This is a genomic window from Streptomyces sp. NPDC002784 (assembly GCF_053592135.1).
On record NZ_JBSFVD010000019.1, the window covers coordinates 94,303 to 114,444 of the forward strand.

General features: G+C 70.6%; 16 protein-coding genes. 7 read left to right on the plus strand and 9 right to left on the minus strand.

Features of this window, described 5'->3' with window-relative positions; translation table 11 throughout:
• Nucleotides 1-418: 418 nt before the first annotated feature.
• Together ACWD1Z_RS27705 and ACWD1Z_RS27710 are read left to right on the plus strand one after the other, a co-directional pair.
• The gene (locus ACWD1Z_RS27705; RefSeq protein WP_451122304.1) at nt 419-1,951 is read left to right on the plus strand and encodes an RNA polymerase sigma factor; all 1,533 of its coding nucleotides are present in this window, start codon (nt 419-421) and stop codon (nt 1,949-1,951) included.
• Between the two features lie 134 nt (nt 1,952-2,085).
• Nucleotides 2,086-2,952 carry a S1 family peptidase gene (locus ACWD1Z_RS27710; RefSeq protein ID WP_451122305.1) on the plus strand — a complete coding sequence of 289 codons (867 nt, stop codon included), beginning with the start codon at nt 2,086-2,088 and terminating at the stop codon, nt 2,950-2,952.
• 112 nt (nt 2,953-3,064) lie between these two features.
• Here ACWD1Z_RS27710 and ACWD1Z_RS27715 read toward each other — a convergent pair whose 3' ends face one another.
• Nucleotides 3,065-3,295, minus strand: a complete 231-nt coding sequence (locus ACWD1Z_RS27715) for a DUF7455 domain-containing protein (RefSeq protein ID WP_250071150.1) — start codon at nt 3,293-3,295, stop codon at nt 3,065-3,067.
• A 439-nt stretch (nt 3,296-3,734) separates the two neighbouring features.
• On the opposite strand from ACWD1Z_RS27715, the gene ACWD1Z_RS27720 reads away from it, so the two are divergent.
• The 3 genes from ACWD1Z_RS27720 to ACWD1Z_RS27730 all read left to right on the plus strand — a co-directional run bounded on the left by ACWD1Z_RS27720 (nt 3,735) and on the right by ACWD1Z_RS27730 (nt 8,064).
• Nucleotides 3,735-5,858: a DNA gyrase/topoisomerase IV subunit B gene (locus ACWD1Z_RS27720; protein WP_451122306.1), complete on the plus strand. Its 2,124-nt coding sequence runs from the start codon at nt 3,735-3,737 to the stop codon at nt 5,856-5,858.
• A 146-nt stretch (nt 5,859-6,004) separates the two neighbouring features.
• Nucleotides 6,005-6,475 (plus strand): DUF485 domain-containing protein, encoded by a 471-nt coding sequence (locus tag ACWD1Z_RS27725; protein ID WP_451122307.1) that lies wholly within the window; start codon nt 6,005-6,007, stop codon nt 6,473-6,475.
• The gene (locus ACWD1Z_RS27730) at nt 6,472-8,064 is read left to right on the plus strand and encodes a solute symporter family protein (protein ID WP_451122308.1); all 1,593 of its coding nucleotides are present in this window, start codon (nt 6,472-6,474) and stop codon (nt 8,062-8,064) included. The genes ACWD1Z_RS27725 and ACWD1Z_RS27730 overlap by 4 nt, the downstream gene beginning before the upstream one ends.
• 90 nt (nt 8,065-8,154) lie before the next feature.
• Here the strand turns inward: ACWD1Z_RS27730 and ACWD1Z_RS27735 are convergent, their stop codons facing one another.
• From ACWD1Z_RS27735 to ACWD1Z_RS27750, 4 genes are all read right to left on the minus strand, one after another.
• Nucleotides 8,155-8,835 carry a response regulator gene (locus tag ACWD1Z_RS27735; protein WP_451122309.1) on the minus strand — a complete coding sequence of 227 codons (681 nt, stop codon included), beginning with the start codon at nt 8,833-8,835 and terminating at the stop codon, nt 8,155-8,157.
• Nucleotides 8,832-10,505, minus strand: a complete 1,674-nt coding sequence (locus tag ACWD1Z_RS27740) for a sensor histidine kinase (protein ID WP_451122310.1) — start codon at nt 10,503-10,505, stop codon at nt 8,832-8,834. The genes ACWD1Z_RS27735 and ACWD1Z_RS27740 overlap by 4 nt, the downstream gene beginning before the upstream one ends.
• Before the next feature lie 142 nt (nt 10,506-10,647).
• On the minus strand, nt 10,648-11,592 hold the full coding sequence (locus tag ACWD1Z_RS27745) for a sucrase ferredoxin (protein ID WP_451122311.1): 945 nt from the start codon (nt 11,590-11,592) through the stop codon (nt 10,648-10,650).
• Between the two features lie 76 nt (nt 11,593-11,668).
• A complete protein-coding gene (locus ACWD1Z_RS27750; RefSeq protein ID WP_451122312.1) occupies nt 11,669-12,925 on the minus strand; it encodes a citrate synthase in 1,257 nt (418 codons plus the stop codon).
• A gap of 110 nt (nt 12,926-13,035) precedes the next feature.
• Here ACWD1Z_RS27750 and ACWD1Z_RS27755 point away from each other — a divergent pair, with 110 nt between their 5' ends.
• Nucleotides 13,036-14,211 carry a citrate synthase/methylcitrate synthase gene (locus ACWD1Z_RS27755; RefSeq protein WP_451122313.1) on the plus strand — a complete coding sequence of 392 codons (1,176 nt, stop codon included), beginning with the start codon at nt 13,036-13,038 and terminating at the stop codon, nt 14,209-14,211.
• Between the two features lie 11 nt (nt 14,212-14,222).
• Here the strand turns inward: ACWD1Z_RS27755 and ACWD1Z_RS27760 are convergent, their stop codons facing one another.
• The 3 genes from ACWD1Z_RS27760 to ACWD1Z_RS27770 form a co-directional block, all read right to left on the minus strand.
• Nucleotides 14,223-14,861 (minus strand): DUF6082 family protein, encoded by a 639-nt coding sequence (locus ACWD1Z_RS27760; RefSeq protein WP_451122314.1) that lies wholly within the window; start codon nt 14,859-14,861, stop codon nt 14,223-14,225.
• Nucleotides 14,862-15,056: 195 nt separating this feature from the next.
• Nucleotides 15,057-15,293 (minus strand): hypothetical protein, encoded by a 237-nt coding sequence (locus tag ACWD1Z_RS27765; RefSeq protein ID WP_451122315.1) that lies wholly within the window; start codon nt 15,291-15,293, stop codon nt 15,057-15,059.
• A 239-nt stretch (nt 15,294-15,532) separates the two neighbouring features.
• Nucleotides 15,533-16,012 carry a DUF6082 family protein gene (locus tag ACWD1Z_RS27770; RefSeq protein ID WP_451122359.1) on the minus strand — a complete coding sequence of 160 codons (480 nt, stop codon included), beginning with the start codon at nt 16,010-16,012 and terminating at the stop codon, nt 15,533-15,535.
• A 347-nt stretch (nt 16,013-16,359) separates the two neighbouring features.
• Here ACWD1Z_RS27770 and ACWD1Z_RS27775 point away from each other — a divergent pair, with 347 nt between their 5' ends.
• Nucleotides 16,360-17,418, plus strand: coding sequence for a CobW family GTP-binding protein (locus ACWD1Z_RS27775; protein ID WP_451122316.1), 1,059 nt, complete (start codon nt 16,360-16,362; stop codon nt 17,416-17,418).
• Here the strand turns inward: ACWD1Z_RS27775 and ACWD1Z_RS27780 are convergent.
• On the minus strand, nt 17,415-19,871 hold the full coding sequence (locus ACWD1Z_RS27780; protein WP_451122317.1) for a DNA gyrase/topoisomerase IV subunit A: 2,457 nt from the start codon (nt 19,869-19,871) through the stop codon (nt 17,415-17,417). The two genes, ACWD1Z_RS27775 and ACWD1Z_RS27780, sit on opposite strands and share 4 nt — an antisense overlap.
• Nucleotides 19,872-20,142: the final 271 nt, after the last annotated feature.

The following is a 20,142-nucleotide window of genomic DNA, read 5'->3' on the forward strand; positions in this document are numbered from 1 at the left end:
CGGGCGGCGCGGCCGGCGATGCCTCCCCCCTCCTGCGGCATCGCCCGGCCGGCGGACCGCCTGCCGTCGGACCCCGCAGGATCACCCGGATCCGGCGGGGTCCGACGGTGCGGCGGGGCGAGGGCGCGGTGGCGTACGGCGGATGGGACCGGGAGACTGACCGCATTTGCCCGTATCTGACAGTTTTTGAGCGCTTACGGGGTGTGACTCGGGCCACGCAGATTGGGCGTAACGCTCGTGGGAGCAGCGCGATGACCTAAGAGGTGACAGCCGCGGAGGGAATACGGACGCCATACAAGGCGCTGTGCATCTTCCCGGCCCCCGCCCGCACCATCGGTCCATCCCCAGGCCGGTGGTCGGCTCCGGTCCGTTGTGGACGGGGCCGGAAGCCGTTTTCCAACGTTCCGAGAGGTTGTTCGTGTCGGCCAGCACATCCCGTACGCTCCCGCCGGAGATCGCCGAGTCCGTCTCTGTCATGGCGCTCATTGAGCGGGGAAAGGCTGAGGGGCAGATCGCCGGCGATGACGTGCGTCGGGCCTTCGAAGCTGACCAGATTCCGGCCACTCAGTGGAAGAACGTACTGCGCAGCCTCAACCAGATCCTCGAGGAAGAGGGTGTGACGCTGATGGTCAGTGCCGCGGAGCCCAAGCGCACCCGAAAGAGCGTCGCAGCGAAGAGCCCGGCCAAGCGCACCGCCACCAAGACGGTCGCGGCGAAGACGGTGACCGCGAAGAAGGCCACCGCCACCGCCACGCCCGAGACCCCTGCCGCCGAGGCAGCCGTCGAGGACGAGGCGCCCGCGAAGAAGGCCGCTGCCAAGAAGGCGACGCCTGCCAAGAAGACGGCCGCGAAGAAGACCGTCGCCAAGAAGACGGCGGCCAAGAAGACCACCGCCAAGAAGGACGACGCCGAGCTCGTCGAGGAAGAGGTCCTCGAGGAGGTCAAGCCCGGCGAGGAGCCCGAGGGCACCGAGAGCGCCGGCTTCGTGCTCTCCGACGAGGACGAGGACGACGCGCCCGCCCAGCAGGTCGCCGCCGCCGGTGCCACCGCCGACCCGGTCAAGGACTACCTCAAGCAGATCGGCAAGGTCCCGCTGCTCAACGCCGAGCAGGAGGTCGAACTCGCCAAGCGCATCGAGGCCGGTCTGTTCGCCGAGGACAAGCTGGCCAACGCCGACAAGCTCGCCCCCAAGCTCAAGCGCGAGCTGGAGATCATCGCCGAGGACGGCCGCCGCGCCAAGAACCACCTCCTGGAGGCCAACCTCCGTCTGGTGGTCTCCCTGGCCAAGCGCTACACCGGCCGCGGCATGCTCTTCCTGGACCTCATCCAGGAGGGCAACCTCGGTCTGATCCGCGCGGTCGAGAAGTTCGACTACACCAAGGGCTACAAGTTCTCCACGTACGCCACCTGGTGGATCCGTCAGGCGATCACGCGCGCCATGGCCGACCAGGCCCGCACCATCCGTATCCCGGTGCACATGGTCGAGGTCATCAACAAGCTCGCGCGCGTGCAGCGCCAGATGCTCCAGGACCTGGGCCGCGAGCCCACCCCGGAGGAGCTGGCCAAGGAACTCGACATGACCCCCGAGAAGGTCATCGAGGTCCAGAAGTACGGCCGCGAGCCCATCTCGCTGCACACCCCGCTGGGCGAGGACGGCGACAGCGAGTTCGGTGACCTCATCGAGGACTCCGAGGCCGTCGTCCCGGCCGACGCGGTCAGCTTCACGCTCCTCCAGGAGCAGCTGCACTCCGTCCTCGACACCCTGTCCGAGCGCGAGGCGGGCGTCGTCTCGATGCGCTTCGGTCTCACCGACGGTCAGCCGAAGACCCTCGACGAGATCGGCAAGGTGTACGGCGTGACGCGCGAGCGCATCCGCCAGATCGAGTCGAAGACCATGTCGAAGCTGCGCCACCCGTCGCGCTCCCAGGTGCTGCGCGACTACCTCGACTAGGCCGCGGTCCTACGGCGTACAAGGCCCGGTTCCCCGAGCGGGAGCCGGGCCTTTCGCCTGCCCGCGCGGGTGCGGGGCGCTGCGGAGTGGATCACGCTGGGTTTCTCAACGACAGCCCTGAGTGAGGAGTACGCATGCGTCGCCCCCTTGTCCGGGCGCTGGCCGGGCCGCTGGTCCTGGCCGCCGCCGCAGCCGTCATACCGCTCGCGTCCGCCGCTCCGGCGGCCGCCGACAACATCGTCGTCGGAGGGTTTCCGGTCGAGGCCTCCGACAGTCCCTGGACGGTGGCCCTCTCCAGCCGTGACCGGTTCGGGGGTACGCGCTCGGGCCAGTTCTGCGGCGGCGTGGCCGTCGGCCCGTCCACCGTGCTCACCGCGGCGCACTGCCTGGACGAGGACGTCCTCGGGGGGCCGCCGGGGCAGGTGACGGACTTCAGCGTCATCGCGGGCCGCACGGACCTGCGCACGAAGGAGGGCCAGGAGATCAAGGTCCGTGAGACATGGGTGAATCCGGGATACGACGACGCCACCAATGTCGGGGACTTCGCCGTGCTCACGCTCGCCGAGCCCTTGCCGAAGGAGTCGGTGATCGCGATGGCACCGGCCGGGGATCCGGCGTACAGGGCGGGCACCCGGGCCATGGTCTACGGCTGGGGTGACGCGACCGGCAGCGGCGACTACCCGTCGGGCCTGCGGGCGGCGCGCCTGCAGGTGCTGTCCGACACCCTGTGCCGGCAGGCGTACCCGGGCGGCGCGGGCGGCTCCTACAGCGCCGACAGCATGCTGTGCGCCGGCGAGGTGCAGGGCGGTCCGGACGCCTGCCAGGGGGACAGCGGAGGGCCGCTGGTCGCCGGGGGGCGGCTGGTCGGGCTGGTGTCCTGGGGAGGCGGCTGCGGCCGCGCCGGCAGCCCCGGGGTGTACACACGGGTGTCCCACGCCCTGACGACGCTGGGCTGGGACATCGGCACCGGCCGGGCCGACGGGGCCGCTGCGGGCCTCTGAGGGCCCCTGAGCGGCACGGCAACGCGTACGGGCGGCTGCCCCTGAAGGATCAGGGGCAGCCGCCCGTACGCCGGCCTAATGCCTGGAGCTGGCTCGTCGTGGACGCGAGTTGTCAGCGCTCTTCTTCGGAGGCGGTGGCTGGAGCGGCCGTCAGTCGCTCCGTCTCGTCCTGTATCTCAGCGGCGATCTTCTTGAGTCCCGGCTCGAACTTGCGGCCGTGGTGGGCGCAGAAGAGCAGTTCTCCGCCGCTCAGCAGGACGACACGCACGTATGCCTGAGCGCCGCAGCGGTCGCAGCGGTCGGCGGCCGTCAACGGGCTCGCGGGGGTCAGAACAGTAGTCACGTCGCCTCTTCTCTAGCTCGACGAGCTGTCGTACCAGGGTCAACATCCAACCAGCCCGAAAACGTTCCCGCTCGGGGCTTTTGCTTGAAAAAACTTTCCAGGCGGCCGGCTGTTGCCGGTTGGCGGCGAATGTGCCGTATTGCGTGTCTGTGTGTCGTACGGGTTCGCGCTGTCGGTAGTGGTCGGTCCTCCCGGCTGGATTGCCGGTTTGTTCATGAGGACGTGCCCGGAGCCTAAATGGTTCATGCCCCGAAGGGAACGTGATATGTACTTCACTCCATCGAGTGATCGAACACCTATGCGACCGTGCACTAGTCTGCCCGGAGACGAGGGTGGCGTTACATCGGCTCTACCAGGCCTCGGTACCCTCTGAGCGGCAACCGAAGCCGCGCCCTTACCCCAAAGGGCACCATCTGAAATTCAGCGAGGAGCGAACCGCGTGACCGCCGAGACGTCCGTGCCGTCCACAGCGCTGCTGGCAGGAGCAGACCGGGACGGTTCCAACTACACCGCGCGGCACCTCCTCGTCCTCGAGGGACTCGAGGCCGTGCGCAAACGCCCGGGCATGTACATCGGCTCGACCGACAGCCGCGGTCTGATGCACTGCCTCTGGGAGATCATCGACAACTCCGTCGACGAGGCCCTCGGGGGCTACTGCGACCACATCGAGGTCGTCCTCCACGACGACGGCTCGGTCGAGGTCCGCGACAACGGCCGGGGCATCCCCGTCGACGTCGAGCCCAAGACCGGCCTGTCCGGTGTCGAGGTCGTCATGACCAAGCTGCACGCGGGCGGCAAGTTCGGCGGCGGCTCCTACGCGGCCTCCGGCGGCCTGCACGGCGTCGGCGCCTCCGTGGTGAACGCCCTGTCCGCCCGGCTCGACGTCGAGGTGGACCGCAGCGGCCACACCCACGCCATCAGCTTCCGGCGCGGTGTCCCCGGAGCCTTCGCCGCCGACGGGGCCGACGCCAAGTTCGAGGCCAAGAGCGGACTGCGCAAGACCAAGAAGATCCCCAGGAACCGCACCGGCACGCGCGTGCGCTATTGGGCCGACCGCCAGATCTTCCTCAAGGACGCCAAGCTCTCCCTGGAGAACCTGCACCAGCGGGCCCGCCAGACGGCCTTCCTGGTGCCCGGCCTGACCATCGTCGTGCGCGACGAACTCGGCCTCGGCCAGGACGGCAGCAAGGGCGAGGAGTCCTTCCGCTTCGACGGCGGCATCAGCGAGTTCTGCGAGTACCTCGCCGTCGACAAGCCGGTCAACGACGTCCTCCGCTTCTCCGGCCAGGGCACCTTCAGGGAGACCGTCCCGGTCCTGGACGAGCACGGGCAGATGACGCCCACCCAGGTCACCCGCGAACTCGACGTCGACGTCGCCATGCGCTGGGGCACCGGATACGACACCACCCTGAAGTCGTTCGTGAACATCATCGCCACCCCCAAGGGCGGCACCCATGTCGCGGGCTTCGAGACGGCCGTCACCAGCACGATCAATGAGGTGCTGCGCGCCAAGAAGCTGCTGCGCGTGGCCGAGGACGACATCGTCAAGGACGACGCCCTGGAGGGCCTCACCGCCGTCGTCACCGTGCGCCTGGCCGAACCTCAGTTCGAAGGTCAGACCAAGGAGGTCCTCGGCACCTCGGCGGCCCGCCGCATCGTGAACGCCGTGATCACCAAGGAGCTCAAGGCGTTCCTGACGTCCACCAAGCGGGACGCGGCCGCCCAGGCCCGGGTGGTCATGGAGAAGGCGGTCGCCGCCGCCCGTACGCGCATCGCGGCCCGCCAGCACAAGGACGCCCAGCGCAGGAAGACGGCCCTGGAGTCGTCCTCCCTGCCCGCCAAGCTCGCCGACTGCCGCAGCGACGACGTCGAGCGCAGCGAGCTGTTCATCGTCGAGGGAGACTCCGCGCTCGGCACCGCCAAGCTCGCCCGGAACTCCGAGTTCCAGGCGCTGCTGCCGATCCGCGGCAAGATCCTCAACGTCCAGAAGTCGTCCGTGACCGACATGCTGAAGAACGCCGAGTGCGGCGCGATCATCCAGGTCATAGGAGCGGGCTCGGGCCGCACCTTCGACATCGACGCGGCCCGCTACGGCAAGATCGTCATGATGACCGACGCCGATGTGGACGGCTCGCACATCCGGTGTCTGCTGCTGACGCTGTTCCAGCGCTACATGCGGCCCATGGTCGAGGCGGGACGCGTCTTCGCGGCCGTACCGCCGCTGCACCGGATCGAGCTCGTCCAGCCCAAGAAGGGGCAGGACAAGTACGTCTACACGTACTCGGACCGGGAACTGCGCGACAAGCTCATGGAGTTCCAGACCAAGGGCATCCGCTACAAGGACTCGATCCAGCGCTACAAGGGCCTTGGCGAGATGGACGCCGACCAGCTGGCCGAGACCACGATGGACCCGCGCCACCGCACCCTGCGCCGCATCAACTTCTCCGACCTGGAGGCGGCCGAGCAGGTCTTCGACCTGCTGATGGGCAACGACGTGGCGCCGCGCAAGGAGTTCATCTCCTCCTCCGCGGCGACCCTGGACCGTTCGCGCATCGACGCGTAGGCGCCGCGCCCGGCGGGAGACGGGGTGGGCACGGCACAGGCCATGCCCACCCCGTTTTACGGCTTCCTCCGGGACAAATCACCTGATGGGGTGAAAGGCGAGGGGAACAAGAGTCGGGGATCTTCCCGTTCTGTCCATCCTTGGGCATGCAGTCAAGCAACGGTCGCTCCCACGCGCGCGTGCCCTACGACGACCCCTGGTACGACGCGCTGGCCTCCGGCTGGGGTGAGGCGGACGCCGGTGCCGACGCCGTCCCCGAGCCCCGCGAGGAGGGCGCGAGGGCCGCGGCCGACATCTACCTGGAGGTGCAGCGCAGCGCCGCCTTCCAGGAGGTGCGCAGCCGGTACCGGAGGTTCGTGATGCCGGCCGTCATCGGCTTCCTGGCCTGGTACATCGGCTACGTCGTGGCCGCCACCACCGCACCGGGACTGATGGCCCGGCCCGTGGCCGGCGCGGTGAACGTGGCGATGCTCGCCGGCCTCGGGCAGTTCCTCTCCACCTTCCTGCTCACCTGGGCCTACGCCCGGCACGCGCGCCTGCACCGGGACCGCCCCGCGCTGGACCTGCGCTGGGACACCCAGGAGCTGACCCGGACCGCGAGGGGCGGCCACTCGTGACGGGCGATCATCAGACCCTGGCGCTGCTGCTGTTCAGCGCGTTCGTCGCGGTCACCCTCGCGATCACGACCTGGGTGAGCCGCCACCGCCACGGGTCGGCCGAGGAGTTCTACGCCGGCGGCCGGCTCTTCTCGCCGATGGAGAATGGTTTTGCCATCGCGGGCGACTACATGTCGGCCGCCTCCTTCCTCGGCATCTCCGGACTCATCGCGCTCTACGGCTACGACGGACTGCTCTACTCGGTGGGCTTCCTCGTCGCCTGGCTGGTCGTGCTGTTCCTGGTCGCCGAACTGGTCCGCAACTGCGGCCGGTTCACCCTGGCCGACGTCGTCGCCGCGCGGATGCGCGAGCGGCCCGTCAGGATCGCGGCGGGAACTTCCTCGGTCACCGTGTCCGTTCTGTATCTGGTGGCGCAGATGGTGGGTGCGGGCAGCCTGGTCGCGCTGCTGCTCGGCGGCCAGAGCGAGGCGGCGCGGACCTGGACCGTCATCGGCGTCGGCGCGCTCATGGTCATCTATGTGTCGTTGGGAGGGATGCGAGCCACCACCTGGATCCAGATCGTCAAAGCGGTCCTGCTGCTCGGCGGCACCATCACCCTGACCGTGCTCGTCCTGGTGCGCTTCCACGGTGACTTCGACGCCCTGCTGCTCACCGCGGCCGAACGCAGCGGCCACGGCGCATCGTTCCTCGCGCCCGGACTCAAGTACGGCGCCGACTGGACCGCCCGCTTCGACTTCATCAGCCTCGGCATCGCCCTGGTGCTCGGCACCGCGGGGCTGCCGCACATCCTGTCCCGCTTCTACACCGTGCCCACTGCCCGCGCGGCCCGGCGCTCGGTGGTCTGGTCGATCGGACTCATCGGCAGCTTCTACCTGATGACGATCGTCCTCGGCTTCGGCGCCGCCGCGATCGTCGGCACCGACGTGGTGCGCGGCTCGAACGCCGCGGGCAACACAGCCGTACCGCTGCTGGCCCTCGATCTGGGCGGCGGGCCGGAATCCGCCGGTGGAACGGTTCTGTTCGCGATCGTCGCCGCCGTCGCCTTCGCCACCATCCTCGCCGTGGTCGCCGGGATCACCCTCGCCTCCTCCGCGTCCGTGGCCCACGACCTGTACGCGTCACTGCGGCGCCGGCGCTCCGCACCGCGCAGTGAGGTCGCCGTCGCCCGGGTCGCCGCGGTCGGCATCGGCGTCGTCGCCATCGCCCTCGGCCTGCTCGCCCGCGACCTCAACGTCGCCTTCCTGGTGGGCCTCGCCTTCGCCGTCGCCGCGTCCGCCAACCTGCCCGTGCTGCTCTACTCCCTGTTCTGGCGCGGCTTCACCACCCGCGGTGCCGTCTGGTCGGTGTACGGCGGCCTGATCCCGGCCGTCACGCTCGTGCTGCTGTCGCCCGTGGTGTCCGGCAGCCCCGACTCCCTGTTCCCCGGCGTCGACTTCCAGGTGTTCCCGCTGCAGAACCCCGGCATCGTCTCGATCCCGCTCGGCTTCCTCGCCGGCTGGCTCGGCACCGCCACCTCCGGGGAGGTCCCGGACGAGGCCAAACACGCGGAGACCGAGGTGCGGTCGCTCACCGGGGCGGGGGCGGCCTAGCCGTAACGGCGCCGCCGGAGACAACGACGCGCCGGATCCGTATGGACAGGGGGTACGGCCGCTTCCCCGCCCCCACCGCCGGCCGTGCCCTCAGGCGCGGGTCGCCCACACGTAACGGTGTTCCGGGCGGCCCGCGTCCCCGTACTTGAGGGTGAGCCGTGCCCGGCCCGTGCGCTCCAGGAGCTTCAGATAGCGCTGGGCGGTCTGGCGGCTGATGCCGGTGCGCTCCGCGATCTCCTGGGCGGACAGGGGGCCTTCGGCGCCGATCAGGCAGCGACGGACGACGTCGGCGGTCGTGGGGGAGTGGCCCTTGGGCAGCGCCGGCTCCGACGGCGCGGACAGCGCGCCGAAGATCCGGTCCACCTCGGCCTGTTCGGCCTCGCCGCCGCCGTCGAGGGTGCGGCGCAGCTCCGCGTACGCCTCCAGCTTGGCGCGCAGGCCCGCGAAGGCGAACGGCTTGACCAGGTACTGGAGCGCGCCGTGCCGCATCGCCTCCTGGACGGTGGAGACGTCCCGGGCCGCCGTCACCATGATCACGTCGGCCCGGTGGCCGCGCCGCCGCATCTCCCGGACGACCGACAGACCCGTCTCGTCGGGCAGGTAGTGGTCCATCAGGACCAGGTCCACCCGGGGCAGCTCCTCGACCCGCCGCAGCGCCTCGGCCGCGCTGTGCGCCTCGCCGGCCACGTGGAAGCCCGGCACCTTCTCCACGTAGGCGGCATTGACCTGCGCGACCCGTGTGTCGTCGTCCACGACCAGGACCTCGATCATCGCGACTCCCTCTCGGCGGTGCGGTGGGCCAGGGGCCCGGTGAGGGCCGGTTCGGCGCCCGGCTCGGTGAGCGCCTCGGGCAGGACGACGGTGAACTCCGCGCCGCCCCCGTGCGCCTGGTCCACGGTGACGGCGCCGCCCTGCCGTTCGGCGAGCCTGCGCACCAGGGAGAGACCGATCCCGCGCCCCCGATGGGCCGGTGCCTCCTTCGTGGACCAGCCCTCCGTGAAGATCAACTCGCGCTGCGCGGCCGGGATGCCCGGCCCCGTGTCCCGCACCCGCAGGACGGCCGCGCGCCCCTCGGTGCGCAACTCGACCTCCACGCGCGCGTGCGCCGTCCCCGCGACCGCGTCCAGGGCGTTGTCCACCAGGTTCCCGACGATCGTGACGATGCCCCGGGGGTCGATCAAGCGGTCCGGGAGCCACGTCCGCTCCGACACCAGCAGCGCGACCCCGCGCTCCGCCGCCACGGTCGCCTTGCCCACCAGCAGCGCCGCCAGCAACGGGTCCTGGATCTTCTCGGTGATCTGTTCCGCGGTCACCCTGTGGTCGCCCACCACCTCGCCGACGAACTCCATGGCGTCGTCGTACATCTCCAGCTCCAGCAGCCCGAGAAGCGTGTGCATGCGGTTGGCGTGCTCATGGTCCTGGGCACGCAGGGCGTCGATCAGACCGCGCGTGGAGTCCAGCTCCCGCCCCAGCTGCTCCAGCTCCGTCCGGTCGCGCAGAGTGGCGACCGCGCCGCCGTCGTCGGTGGGCATCCGGTTGGCGACCAGGACGCGCCGGCCGCGCACGGTGAGCAGATCGGTGCCCGTGACCCGCCCGGCCAGCACATCGGTCGTACGGCCTTCCCCGAGCGCCTCGTCCAGGGAGCGGCCGACGGCCTCCTCGCCGATGCCGAGCAGGCGGCGCGCCTCGTCGTTCAGCAGCCGGACCCGCCCCGCGCGGTCCAGGGCGACGACGCCCTCCCGGATGCCGTGCAGCATCGCCTCGCGCTCCGCGAGCAGCGCCGAGATGTCGGAGAAGGCCAGGTCACGCGTCTGCCGCTGGACCCGCCGAGAGATCAGCCAGGCGGCCAGCGCGCCGACCGCCAGGGCACCGCCCGCATACGCCAGCAGCTCCGGTATCGCGTGGATCAGCCGGGCCCGGACACTGTCGTACGCGATCCCGACCGAGACCGCGCCCACGATGTCCCCGTCGCTGTCGCGCAGCGGCACCTTGCCGCGGGCGGTGCGGCCGAGGGTGCCGTCGTCGATCTGCATGACCTCGTGACCGGCCAGGACCTGCCCGGGATCGGTGGACACCGTCCTGCCGATCTCGCCGGGCGTGGGGTGCGACCAGCGCACGCCCCGCCAGTCCATCACCACGATGTACTCGGCCCGGGTGGCCTTCCGGATCCGCTCCGCCGCCCCCTGGACGGGGCCGCCGGCCGTCGGGGGCGTGGCCACGACGTCCTCGGCGATCTGCGGCTGGACGGCGGTGGTCTGGGCGATGGCGAGGGCCCGGCGCATCGCCTGGTCGTCCAGCTGGTTGCTGAGCGGGGCGAGGAACAGGCCGGTCGCGAGCACCGCGACGCCCGCCGCAATGGCCACCTGCATCAGCAGCAGCTGCGAGAACATCCGCCGCGGCAGGCCGAGGCGCAGGCGGCGCGCGGGGGCAGTGGGGCTCATACCCCAGACGGTACGTGGACGCGCCGGGAGCACCGAAGGGGGTGTGGCAGGTATCTCTTGATCAATGATGGACGCGGGATCTTTTGATCAATGGTGGACGGGCCTGTTCGCGGAGGAAGTCGCCCACGGCCGACCAGGCAGGTCAGCCCGCCAGTGCCGTCGCGGTCGCCAGCTCCCGCACCGCGACCACGTCCATCTGCGCCGGCGAGCCCAGCACCGAGGTTCCGCAGCTCTCCGCGCGGGGCGGCAGCGCGGCCCCCTGGGTGACGACCACATGCCAGTGGCGTCCGTCGGTGTGCGCGACGGTCACCGTCCAGCGCGGCGCGGCGCCCTCCGTACGGACGACGCTCAGCGCGTTCACCGCGTACTCGCCCAGGGCCCTGCGCACGGCCAGCTCGGCCGCCTGCCCCGGCCGCTCCCAGGCGGAGCTTCCGCGGCATCCCTCGACGACGACCCGGCCCGCCCGCACCTGGCGGAGGATCTCCCGCACGGAGTGCGCGTCGGCCCGGCCGTAGGCGTAGCCGTACGGCAGGACCAGCAGCGTCGGCGAGAAGCGATGTCCACCCAGATGGGTGACCTCCCAGACGCCGCCTACGCCGGAGGCGGCCAGCTCGGCGGCGAGGGGGCGGCCGAGGAGGGCGCAGCAGCGGTCCCGTTTGCCGTTGGTGCACACCAGCGCGAGCGGGTCGCCCGTGTACGGGCCCGCCCCCAGCGCCGAGTCGAAGGAGCGGGCGTCGCCGCTGCCGAGCGCGGCGAAGTCGAGGTCGAGCAGCCGCCGCGGATCGCGGACCGCCGCGCCGTGCAGCCAGGCATGACCCGGGGCGGTGTGGGCGGCGTACACCTGCCGCTCGACGGTTGTGCCGCCGTCGGCGTGCCGCCTGGGGCGGCGGATGAGCGCCACACGCACACCGGTGTTCTTGGCCGCCGCTTCCAGGGCGCGGCCCAGTGCGGGGTCCAGATGGCTGGAGGTGAGCGCCTTGGCACCCCACGGGCCGGGCTGTTCCATTAGCAGCCAGGTCCTCGCGGTGGCCGCGGTGCCCGCGATGGGCTCGCCGAGGTCCCGGGAGTCACTTGAGCAAGTACTCACAAAGGTGAGCCTAACCTGAGTTGATCCGGTGTGGCTCACCGAACCGCTCGTGTCCTGCCCCGGCAATGGTTGCGTCCTACTCCGGCAAGGGTTGCGGGGGCCTCGGGCCCACGTAGTGACCGCTGGGGCGCATCCGCAGCGGGCGCTCGCCGTACTCCTCCAGGGCGTGGGCGATCCAGCCCGCCGTCCGGGCCACGGCGAAGATCGTCTCGCCCGCGGTGGCGGGCATACCGCTGGAGGCGGTGAGCACGGCCAGCGCCAGGTCGACATTGGCGTGCAGCGGCGTGTGGCGGGCGGTCGTGGCGACGATGTCACGGGCCGCCGCGAGCGCGGGTGCGGCCCGCGGGATCTCCTCCAGCAGCCCGAACAGCACGCGCGCGCGGGGGTCTTCGCCCGGGTAGAGCCGGTGGCCGAGTCCCGGGACGCGGCGGCCGGCCCGCAGCTCCTCGGCGATCACCGGGGCCGCGTCGCCGCGGTCCAGGACGTCCAGCAGCATCCGGTGGGCAAGCCCGCTGGCGGCGCCGTGCAGGGGGCCTTCGAGGACGCCCAGGCCCGCCGAGACGGCCGCGTAGGCGTGGGCGCGGGCGGACGCGGCGACGCGCACGGCGAGCGTCGAGGCGGCGAGGTCGTGGTCGACCAGCAGGGCCAGCGCCGTGTCCAGGGTGCGCAGCGAGGCCTCGTCCGCCTCGTGACCGCTGAGCCGGGCCCACAGCCGGTGCGCCAGCGGGCCCGCGTCGCGGTGGTCGCGGCGCACCGGCGGCAGGGCGGCGACGAGGGTCGGGATGAGACTGCGCGCGGTGCCCAGGACGGCGTCCTCGGACAGGTCGAAGCGCAGCGGGTCCACCGTCGCGGCGGCGATGGCCGCGACCCTCAACCGGTCGGTGGGCCCGGCGTGTTCGGGCAGGGCGTCCACAGCACGGCGGGCGGCGGCGACCGTGGCCTCGGGGGCGGCGAAGGCGATGCCGGGGCGCAGCAGGCCGGTCCACAGCCACTCGGCGACCTCCTCGTAGGAGTGCCGGACGGCGAGTTCAGTCGCGTCGACGCCCCGGAAGTAATACCGGTCCGTATCGATGAACGTGATGCGGGTGCGCACCGAAAGCTCACCGCCCGACCCCGAAGTCCCGCTGCTCTCACGCCGGTTGCGCCGGGCGAGCGCCTCGACCTCCTGCGCGTCGAAGGTGCTGCCCCGGCCGCTGGGCACCCGCCGGCTGCTGAGCTGGCCGCGGCTGACGTACGCGTACACGGTCTCGGGCTTCACGCCGAGCAGTTCGGCGGCCTCCTTGGTGGTCAGCCGACGGGGCGGGTGAGGGGAGCCGGGCTCTTGATCGCGCATGGGGGTCACCGTATCCGCTGGACGACATATTGACGGATGTATTGATTGAATCAATATTGACAGAGATTGAGTCAAGCATGGACAGTCGAATCAAGTCCAGGGAGGAAATCATGTCCGTCAACAGGTCGGCCCCTGCTCTCGTCGAGGCGCCGCGAGGACTCGCCGGCGTCGTCGTCACCGACACCGCCATCGGTGACGTCCGAGGGCTGGAGGGCTTCTACCACTACCGCCAGTACTCGGCCGTCGACCTCGCGCAGACCCGCGCCTTCGAGGACGTCTGGCATCTGCTGGTCCACGGCGAGCTGCCGGACGCCGGGCGTGCCGCGGCCTTCGCCACCGAGACCGCGGCGCTGCGGTCGCTGCCGGACGAGGTCCGCGCGGTCCTGCCCGCCATCGCCGGGGCGAGCGGAGGCGCGGGCGGCTCCGGCCCGCTGGCCGGCATGCGCACCGCGCTGTCGCTGCTCGGCGCGGTGCGGGGCTTCCGGCCGGTGTACGACATCGACGCGGACGAGCGCCGCCGGGACGCGCTCGCCGCGGCGGCCGCCGTACCGACGCTGCTGACGGCGCTGTACCGGCTGGGTGAGGGGCTGGAGCCGGTCGAGCCGCGGGAGGATCTGTCGTACGCGGCGAACTACCTGTACATGTTGACGGGTTCGGAACCGGATCCGGTCCGGGCGAGGGCCGTTGAGCAATACTTGATCTCAACCATTGACCACGGATTCAACGCGTCAACGTTCACGGCGCGGGTCATCGCCTCTACCGGAGCGGATGTGGCGGCCTGTCTGGTGGGGGCGGTCGGGGCGCTGTCCGGTCCTCTGCACGGGGGCGCGCCCAGCCGGGCGCTGGACACCCTGGACGCGATCGGAACGCCCGAGCGCATCGACCCCTGGATCCGCGGACGTGTCCTCGCCGGCGACCGCATCATGGGCTTCGGTCACGCCGTCTACCGCACGGAGGACCCCCGCTCCCGCATGCTCCGCGAGATCGCCCAGCGCTTCGGCGGTCCGCGCGTGGACTTCGCCGTGGAGGTGGAACGCCGGGTCGAGTCGATCCTCGCCGAACTGAAACCCGGCCGTGAACTCCACACCAACGTCGAGTTCTACGCGGGCGTGGTCATGGAACTCTGCGGCCTGCCCCGCGAGATGTTCACCCCCACCTTCGCGGCGGCCCGCGTGGTGGGCTGGAGCGCCAACATCCTTGAACAGGCGGAGGACCCCAAGATCATCCGCCCGGCGGCGCGGTATGTGGGGCCGGGGGCGCCGGTGGCGGTACCGGCCGTTGCCTGACCCGGAGGTGGTCAGGACCCGGCCGAGCCGTCGCCTCGTTGCGGAGCCTCGTCAACCGCACGATCGAAGAGCCGGAAGAAGCGGCTCTCCGTGCTGTCCTCGGGCAGGGCCGCTTTGGCGTCGCGTGAAAGACGCCAGTAGCGGCGGAACGCCGGGCTCTGCACCAGCCTGCGGGCGTGGGCGAGTACCTCGGCGTCCGACATGCTTCCCCACTCGTAGACAAGCATGTAATGGCCGTACGTGAGGTTGGCGAACAGCAGTTGCCGTATCTCGGCCGGATCCTGGCCGGGGTAGTCGTTCCACACCTCGGCCAGAGCCGCGTCCGTCATTTGCATCTGGGTCAGCTGGATGTGCAGGCCGCGCAGATCCGCCGTAGCGCTTCGGCGGAGCTCTTCGCGAGAAGCGATGAGTTCCCCTCGCTGGAGGGCGAGTTCCTCTCGCTGCATGCGCAGTTCGCGCCGTTGGAAGAAGAGGGTGGCGACAAGGAGCAGCGCGGCCACGCCCGAGAACACGGCGCTCACCGCCCCGAAGTAGTCACCCAGGGCGCTGCGTCGTGAGGCGGCCTCCCAACTGCCGTTGGCGTGCTCCACACCGTCTATCAGCCAGCCGCTGACGACGATCGAAGCCACGCACACGAAGCCGATCGCCATGCACATGACGGCAAGCCACACAACCGGCCTGCCCGCTGATCGCCACGCCGGTACCCCAGCCAAGGTCCCCTCCTGGAAGCCGAGTCGGGAGACTTCCCCCGTGCCGAAAGGGGAAAACTTGTATGGCTGGGGCCCGGCCGGCGCAAGAGACCCAGCGCCGCCTTCGTCACCGGTGCCGGGGATCCGGTGCCGTACTCAGACGTCCGGAATGTCTTTCTTCGCTCTGAGGAGCGTCGCACGGGTGATGACCACGATGCGCTCGTACTCGGCACGTGCGGCGTCGGGGGGGAGTGCGGGGTCGAGCTCAGCCGTTGCCTCACGGCCGATGACGGCGAAATCTCCGTCATCGAGCTCGAAGATGTCGGGGCACGACTGCCCCGTGCCGCTGCCACGCTCGCGAGGCGAAGCCCCAATACGTCGCACGATTTTCACCGACAGGTACCAGCCTTATGGCTCGGAGGAGAGGAAGCGGCCTCCGGGTTCTCCGGGCAGGCGTGTGCGACGGAGCGGTCTGTCTCCGAGCGCGAGGGTGTTCGTCGGAGCGCCCGGAGAGGGCCAGCAATAAGATAGCGATTCGTCGCTCGCGGTGGGTGCACAACCGCCCGGCGAGCGAGTGAAGCCTGGCTCCGGCCCTTGACTCGAAGCAGCTGTCGGTCGGCGGGAGCGCGTGGTCAGGACGTCTCTTCCGGAGGTGTCCCCACCACCCACCACTCGTCGCTGTCCGACTCGGCGAGGTCCTGGATGAGCTCGTCCATCATGCGCCCGAGAGCGAACTCCTCCGATGCGCTGGGAAGGCTCTTGCGGTGATGGCGGGTCGCCTCCCAGTACTCGCGGAACACCTTGTTCTGGCACATGATGCGCAGATGGCCGAAGAGCTCCGGCCGCGTCAGGGCACCGATCCGGTGAAAGTACAGGGCGTTCACGTAGAGGGCATTGGCGAAGAGGAACTGGCGCTGTTTCTCGAGTGGGATCTCGGTGTCGTAGGTGTCGAGAACAGCGGTCAGGGCGGGATCGTCCATCGCCTTGCACAACAAGTCGAAGTGAAGCCGGTGCTGTTCGATGAGGGCTGCTCGCCGTCGGTGGTGCGAGCCGGTCGCGGCAATGAATCGGGTCACGGTGGCGACCCGGGCCTTGACCGTCGAGCCGAGCATCCGCATCCCAGAACTCTGTGTGGCCATGTCAACCCCCGAATCAGGCGGCCGTCCGCCGGTCGTCGGGGTGCGGGTCGACTGAAGGGGACCGGCGAGCGGTGGGCGGCGCTTGCCGTCTCCCAGGGTGCCGAGCGGCTCTGATCGGCGGGGAGGCGGAGAGGAGGCGCACGGAGGGAAGCGAGGGTCGCACAGTCCGGCGCCATGCCCAACGTCTGCCCCGCGAGCGCAGCTAACAATCGTTCACTTCGCGCGGTTTCTCGCGGCTCGTATCCTGGACCGGCATTCATTCTTCGTACGCTCGCCGGAACGTGAGCCGGTGTACGCGTAGGTGTGAGAGAGGTCGCTCGTTGGTCCGCAGCCGCACTGCGCAGCAGATCCCCGTCGTCGTTCTCGCCGGTTTCCTCGGCTCCGGCAAGACGACGCTCCTCAACCATCTCCTCCACCGCAGCAAAGGCAGCCGGATCGGAGCGCTCGTCAACGACTTCGGGGCCATCGAGATCGACGCCATGGCCGTGGCCGGCGCGCTCGGCGACTCGACCGTCTCGCTCGGCAACGGCTGCCTGTGCTGCGCCGTCGACGCCAGTGAGCTCGACCGCTACCTGGAACGCCTCGCCGCCCCCTCCGCCGGCCTCGACGTCATCGTCATCGAGGCCAGCGGTCTCGCCGAGCCGCAGGAACTGGTCCGCATGGTGCTCGCCAGCGAGCATCCGGGGATCGTCTACGGCGGTCTCGTCGAGGTCGTCGACGCCGCCGAGTTCGACGCCACCCGCGCCAGGCACCCCGAGATCGACCGCCATCTCGCCCTCGCCGACCTCGTCGTCGTCAACAAGCTCGACCGCGTCGCCGAGCCCGGCCAACTCGTCCCGCGCGTCCGGGAACTCGCCCCGCGCGCCGCCGTCGTACCCGCCGTCCACGGCCGTATCGACCCGGAGTTCCTCTTCGACTGCCGGCCCGGTGAGGAGCGCGTCGGGCAGCTGTCCTTCGACGACCTGCACGAGCACGGCGAGCACGGCGACCACGACGGGCATCTGCACACCGGGTACGACAGCGTCTCGTTCGTGTCGCGGCAGCCCCTCGACCCCCGCGCCCTCATGAGCTTCCTCGACAGCCGTCCCGAGGGGCTCTACCGGATCAAGGGGTACGTCGACTTCGGCCCCCACGACACCCTGAACCGGTACGCCGTGCACGCCGTCGGGAGCTTCCTGCGGTTCTACCCCGAACCCTGGGCGCCCTCCGAGGAGCGGCTCACCCAGCTCGTCCTCATCGGCACCGGCATCGACGCGCCCGCCCTCGGCAAGGAACTCGAGGCGTGCCGCAGCGACGCCCCGCACGCCGACGAGCACGGCATGTGGGGCGTCCTGCGCTACGTACAGGGCTCCGAGGACGAGCCCGGCGACGCGGCCTAGACCGGGCCCGCCACCACCGCCACCGTCTTCGGCAGCGACACGCCCGAGCCGTCGCGGCGCGGGTCCATCTCCGGAAGCTCGGCCGGGGTGCCGTTCTTCTGCGCCGCCCGGGCCGGAGCGGGGCCCGCCCAGGCCAGCGAGAGACAGTCCTCGCCCTTCAGGAACCGCTGGCAGCGGACCCCGCCGGTGGCGCGGCCCTTGCGCGGGTACTGGTCGAACGGGGTCAGCTTGGCCGTCGTCTGGACCGAGTCGTCCAGCGTGCCGCGCGAGCCCGCGACGGTGAAGACGACCGCGTCGGCCGCCGGGTCCACCGCCGTGAAGGAGATGACCTTCGCGCCCTCGGTCAGCTTGATGCCCGCCACACCGCCCGCCGGCCGGCCCTGCGGACGCACCTGCGCGGCCTGGTAGCGCAGCAGTTGCGCGTCGTCCGTGATGAAGACCAGGTCCTCCTCGCCGGTGCGCAGTTCCACCGCGCCGACGATCCGGTCGCCCTCCTTGAGGGTGATGACCTCCAACTCCTCCTTGTTGGACGGATAGTCGGGCACCACGCGCTTGACGACACCCTGCTCGGTGCCGAGCGCCAGGCCGGGGGAGGACTCGTCCAGCGTGGTCAGGCAGACCACCGTCTCGTCGCCCTCCAGGGAGACGAACTCCGTCAGCGGAGCGCCGCCCGAGAGGTTGGGACGCGCCGCCGTGTCCGGCAGCGTCGGCAGGTCGATGACGCTGATCCGCAGCAGCCGGCCCGCGGACGTCACCGCGCCCACCTCGCCGCGGGCCGTGGCCGGCACCGCCGAGACGATCACGTCGTGCTTGGAGCGCTTGGCGTCGGCGTCCTCCGCGAACGGGTCGCCGTTCGCCGTACGGGCCAGAAGGCCCGTGGAGGACAGCAGGACCCGGCACGGGTCGTCGGCCACCTGGAGCGGTACGGCGGCGGACACCGCGCCCGCCGAGTCCAGCAGGACCGTACGCCGCTCGGTGCCGAACTTCTTGGCCACCGAGGCCAGTTCGTTGGAGACCAGCTTGCGCAGCTCGGCGTCCGAATCCAGGATCCGGGTCAGCTCGGCGATCTCCTCGTTGAGCCGGTCCTTCTCCGCCTCCAGCTCGATGCGGTCGTACTTGGTGAGCCGGCGCAGCGGGGTGTCCAGGATGTACTGGGTCTGGATCTCCGACAGCGAGAAGCGCTCCATCAGGCGCTGCTTGGCCTCGGCGCTGTTCTCGCTGGAGCGGATCAGCCGGATGACCTCGTCGATGTCGACGAGCGCGGTGAGCAGGCCCTCCACCAGGTGCAGCCGGTCGCGCCGCTTGGTGCGGCGGAACTCGCTGCGGCGCCGCACGACCTCGAAACGGTGGTCGAGGTAGACCTCCAGCAGCTCCTTGAGGCCCAGGGTGAGGGGCTGGCCGTCGACCAGGGCGACGTTGTTGATGCCGAAGGACTCCTCCATCGGCGTCAGCTTGTACAGCTGCTCCAGCACCGCCTCCGGCACGAAGCCGTTCTTGATCTCGATGACCAGGCGCAGGCCGTGCGCGCGGTCGGTGAGGTCCTTGACGTCGGCGATGCCCTGGAGCTTCTTCGAGCCGACCAGGTCCTTGATCTTGGCGATGACCTTCTCGGGGCCGACCGTGAAGGGCAGCTCGGTGACGACGAGGCCCTTGCGGCGCGCCGTCACGTTCTCCACGGCCACCGTCGCGCGGATCTTGAAGGTGCCGCGGCCGGTCTCGTAGGCGTCCCGGATGCCGGTCAGGCCGACGATCCGGCCGCCGGTGGGCAGGTCGGGGCCCGGGACGTGGCGCATCAGGGCGTCCAGATCCGCGTTCGGGTGCCGGATCAGGTGGCGGGCGGCCGCGATGACCTCGGCGAGGTTGTGCGGCGGCATGTTGGTGGCCATGCCGACCGCGATGCCCGACGCGCCGTTGACCAGGAGGTTCGGGAACGCGGCGGGCAGCGCCACCGGCTCCTGCTCCTGGCCGTCGTAGTTGGGCGCGAAGTCGACCGTGTCCTCGTCGATCGACTCGGTCATCAGGCTGGTCGCGGCGGCCTGCCGGCACTCGGTGTACCGCATGGCGGCCGGCGGGTCGTCGTTGCCCAGCGAGCCGAAGTTGCCGTGGCCGTCGACCAGGGGGAGCCGCATCGAGAAGGGCTGCGCCATGCGCACCAGCGCGTCGTAGATCGACGCGTCGCCGTGCGGGTGCAACTTACCCATGACCTCGCCGACCACGCGCGCGCACTTCACATAGCCGCGGTCGGGGCGCAGGCCCATCTCGTTCATCTGGTAGACGATCCGGCGGTGCACCGGCTTGAGGCCGTCACGGGCGTCCGGCAGGGCACGGGAGTAGATGACCGAGTACGCGTACTCGAGGAAGGAGCCCTGCATCTCGTCGACGACGTCGATGTCGAGGATCTTCTCCTCGTACGAGTCGTCGGGCGGCGGGGTCTTCGTGCTGCGGCGGGCCATCGCTGCCAAGGCTCCTTTTTCTGTGTGCTCACCTACGGGGCGCTCATGCTGACGCGTGAACTGGATCTGACGCGGACCATTGTGGACCGCGGCACTGACAACCCGGACCAGGACCCGGCGTCGCCCGTCCGCCCCGGCGCGGAGAGGGGCCTCCGCTCACGGCTGCCCGCAGGCTACGCGATCCGCTGTCGGCATCCGCCCTCGGCGTACGCGGACCGGGAACTTCGCCGCGGCCTCGCACGCTTGCATACAGTGGCAGGACCGGCAGGAA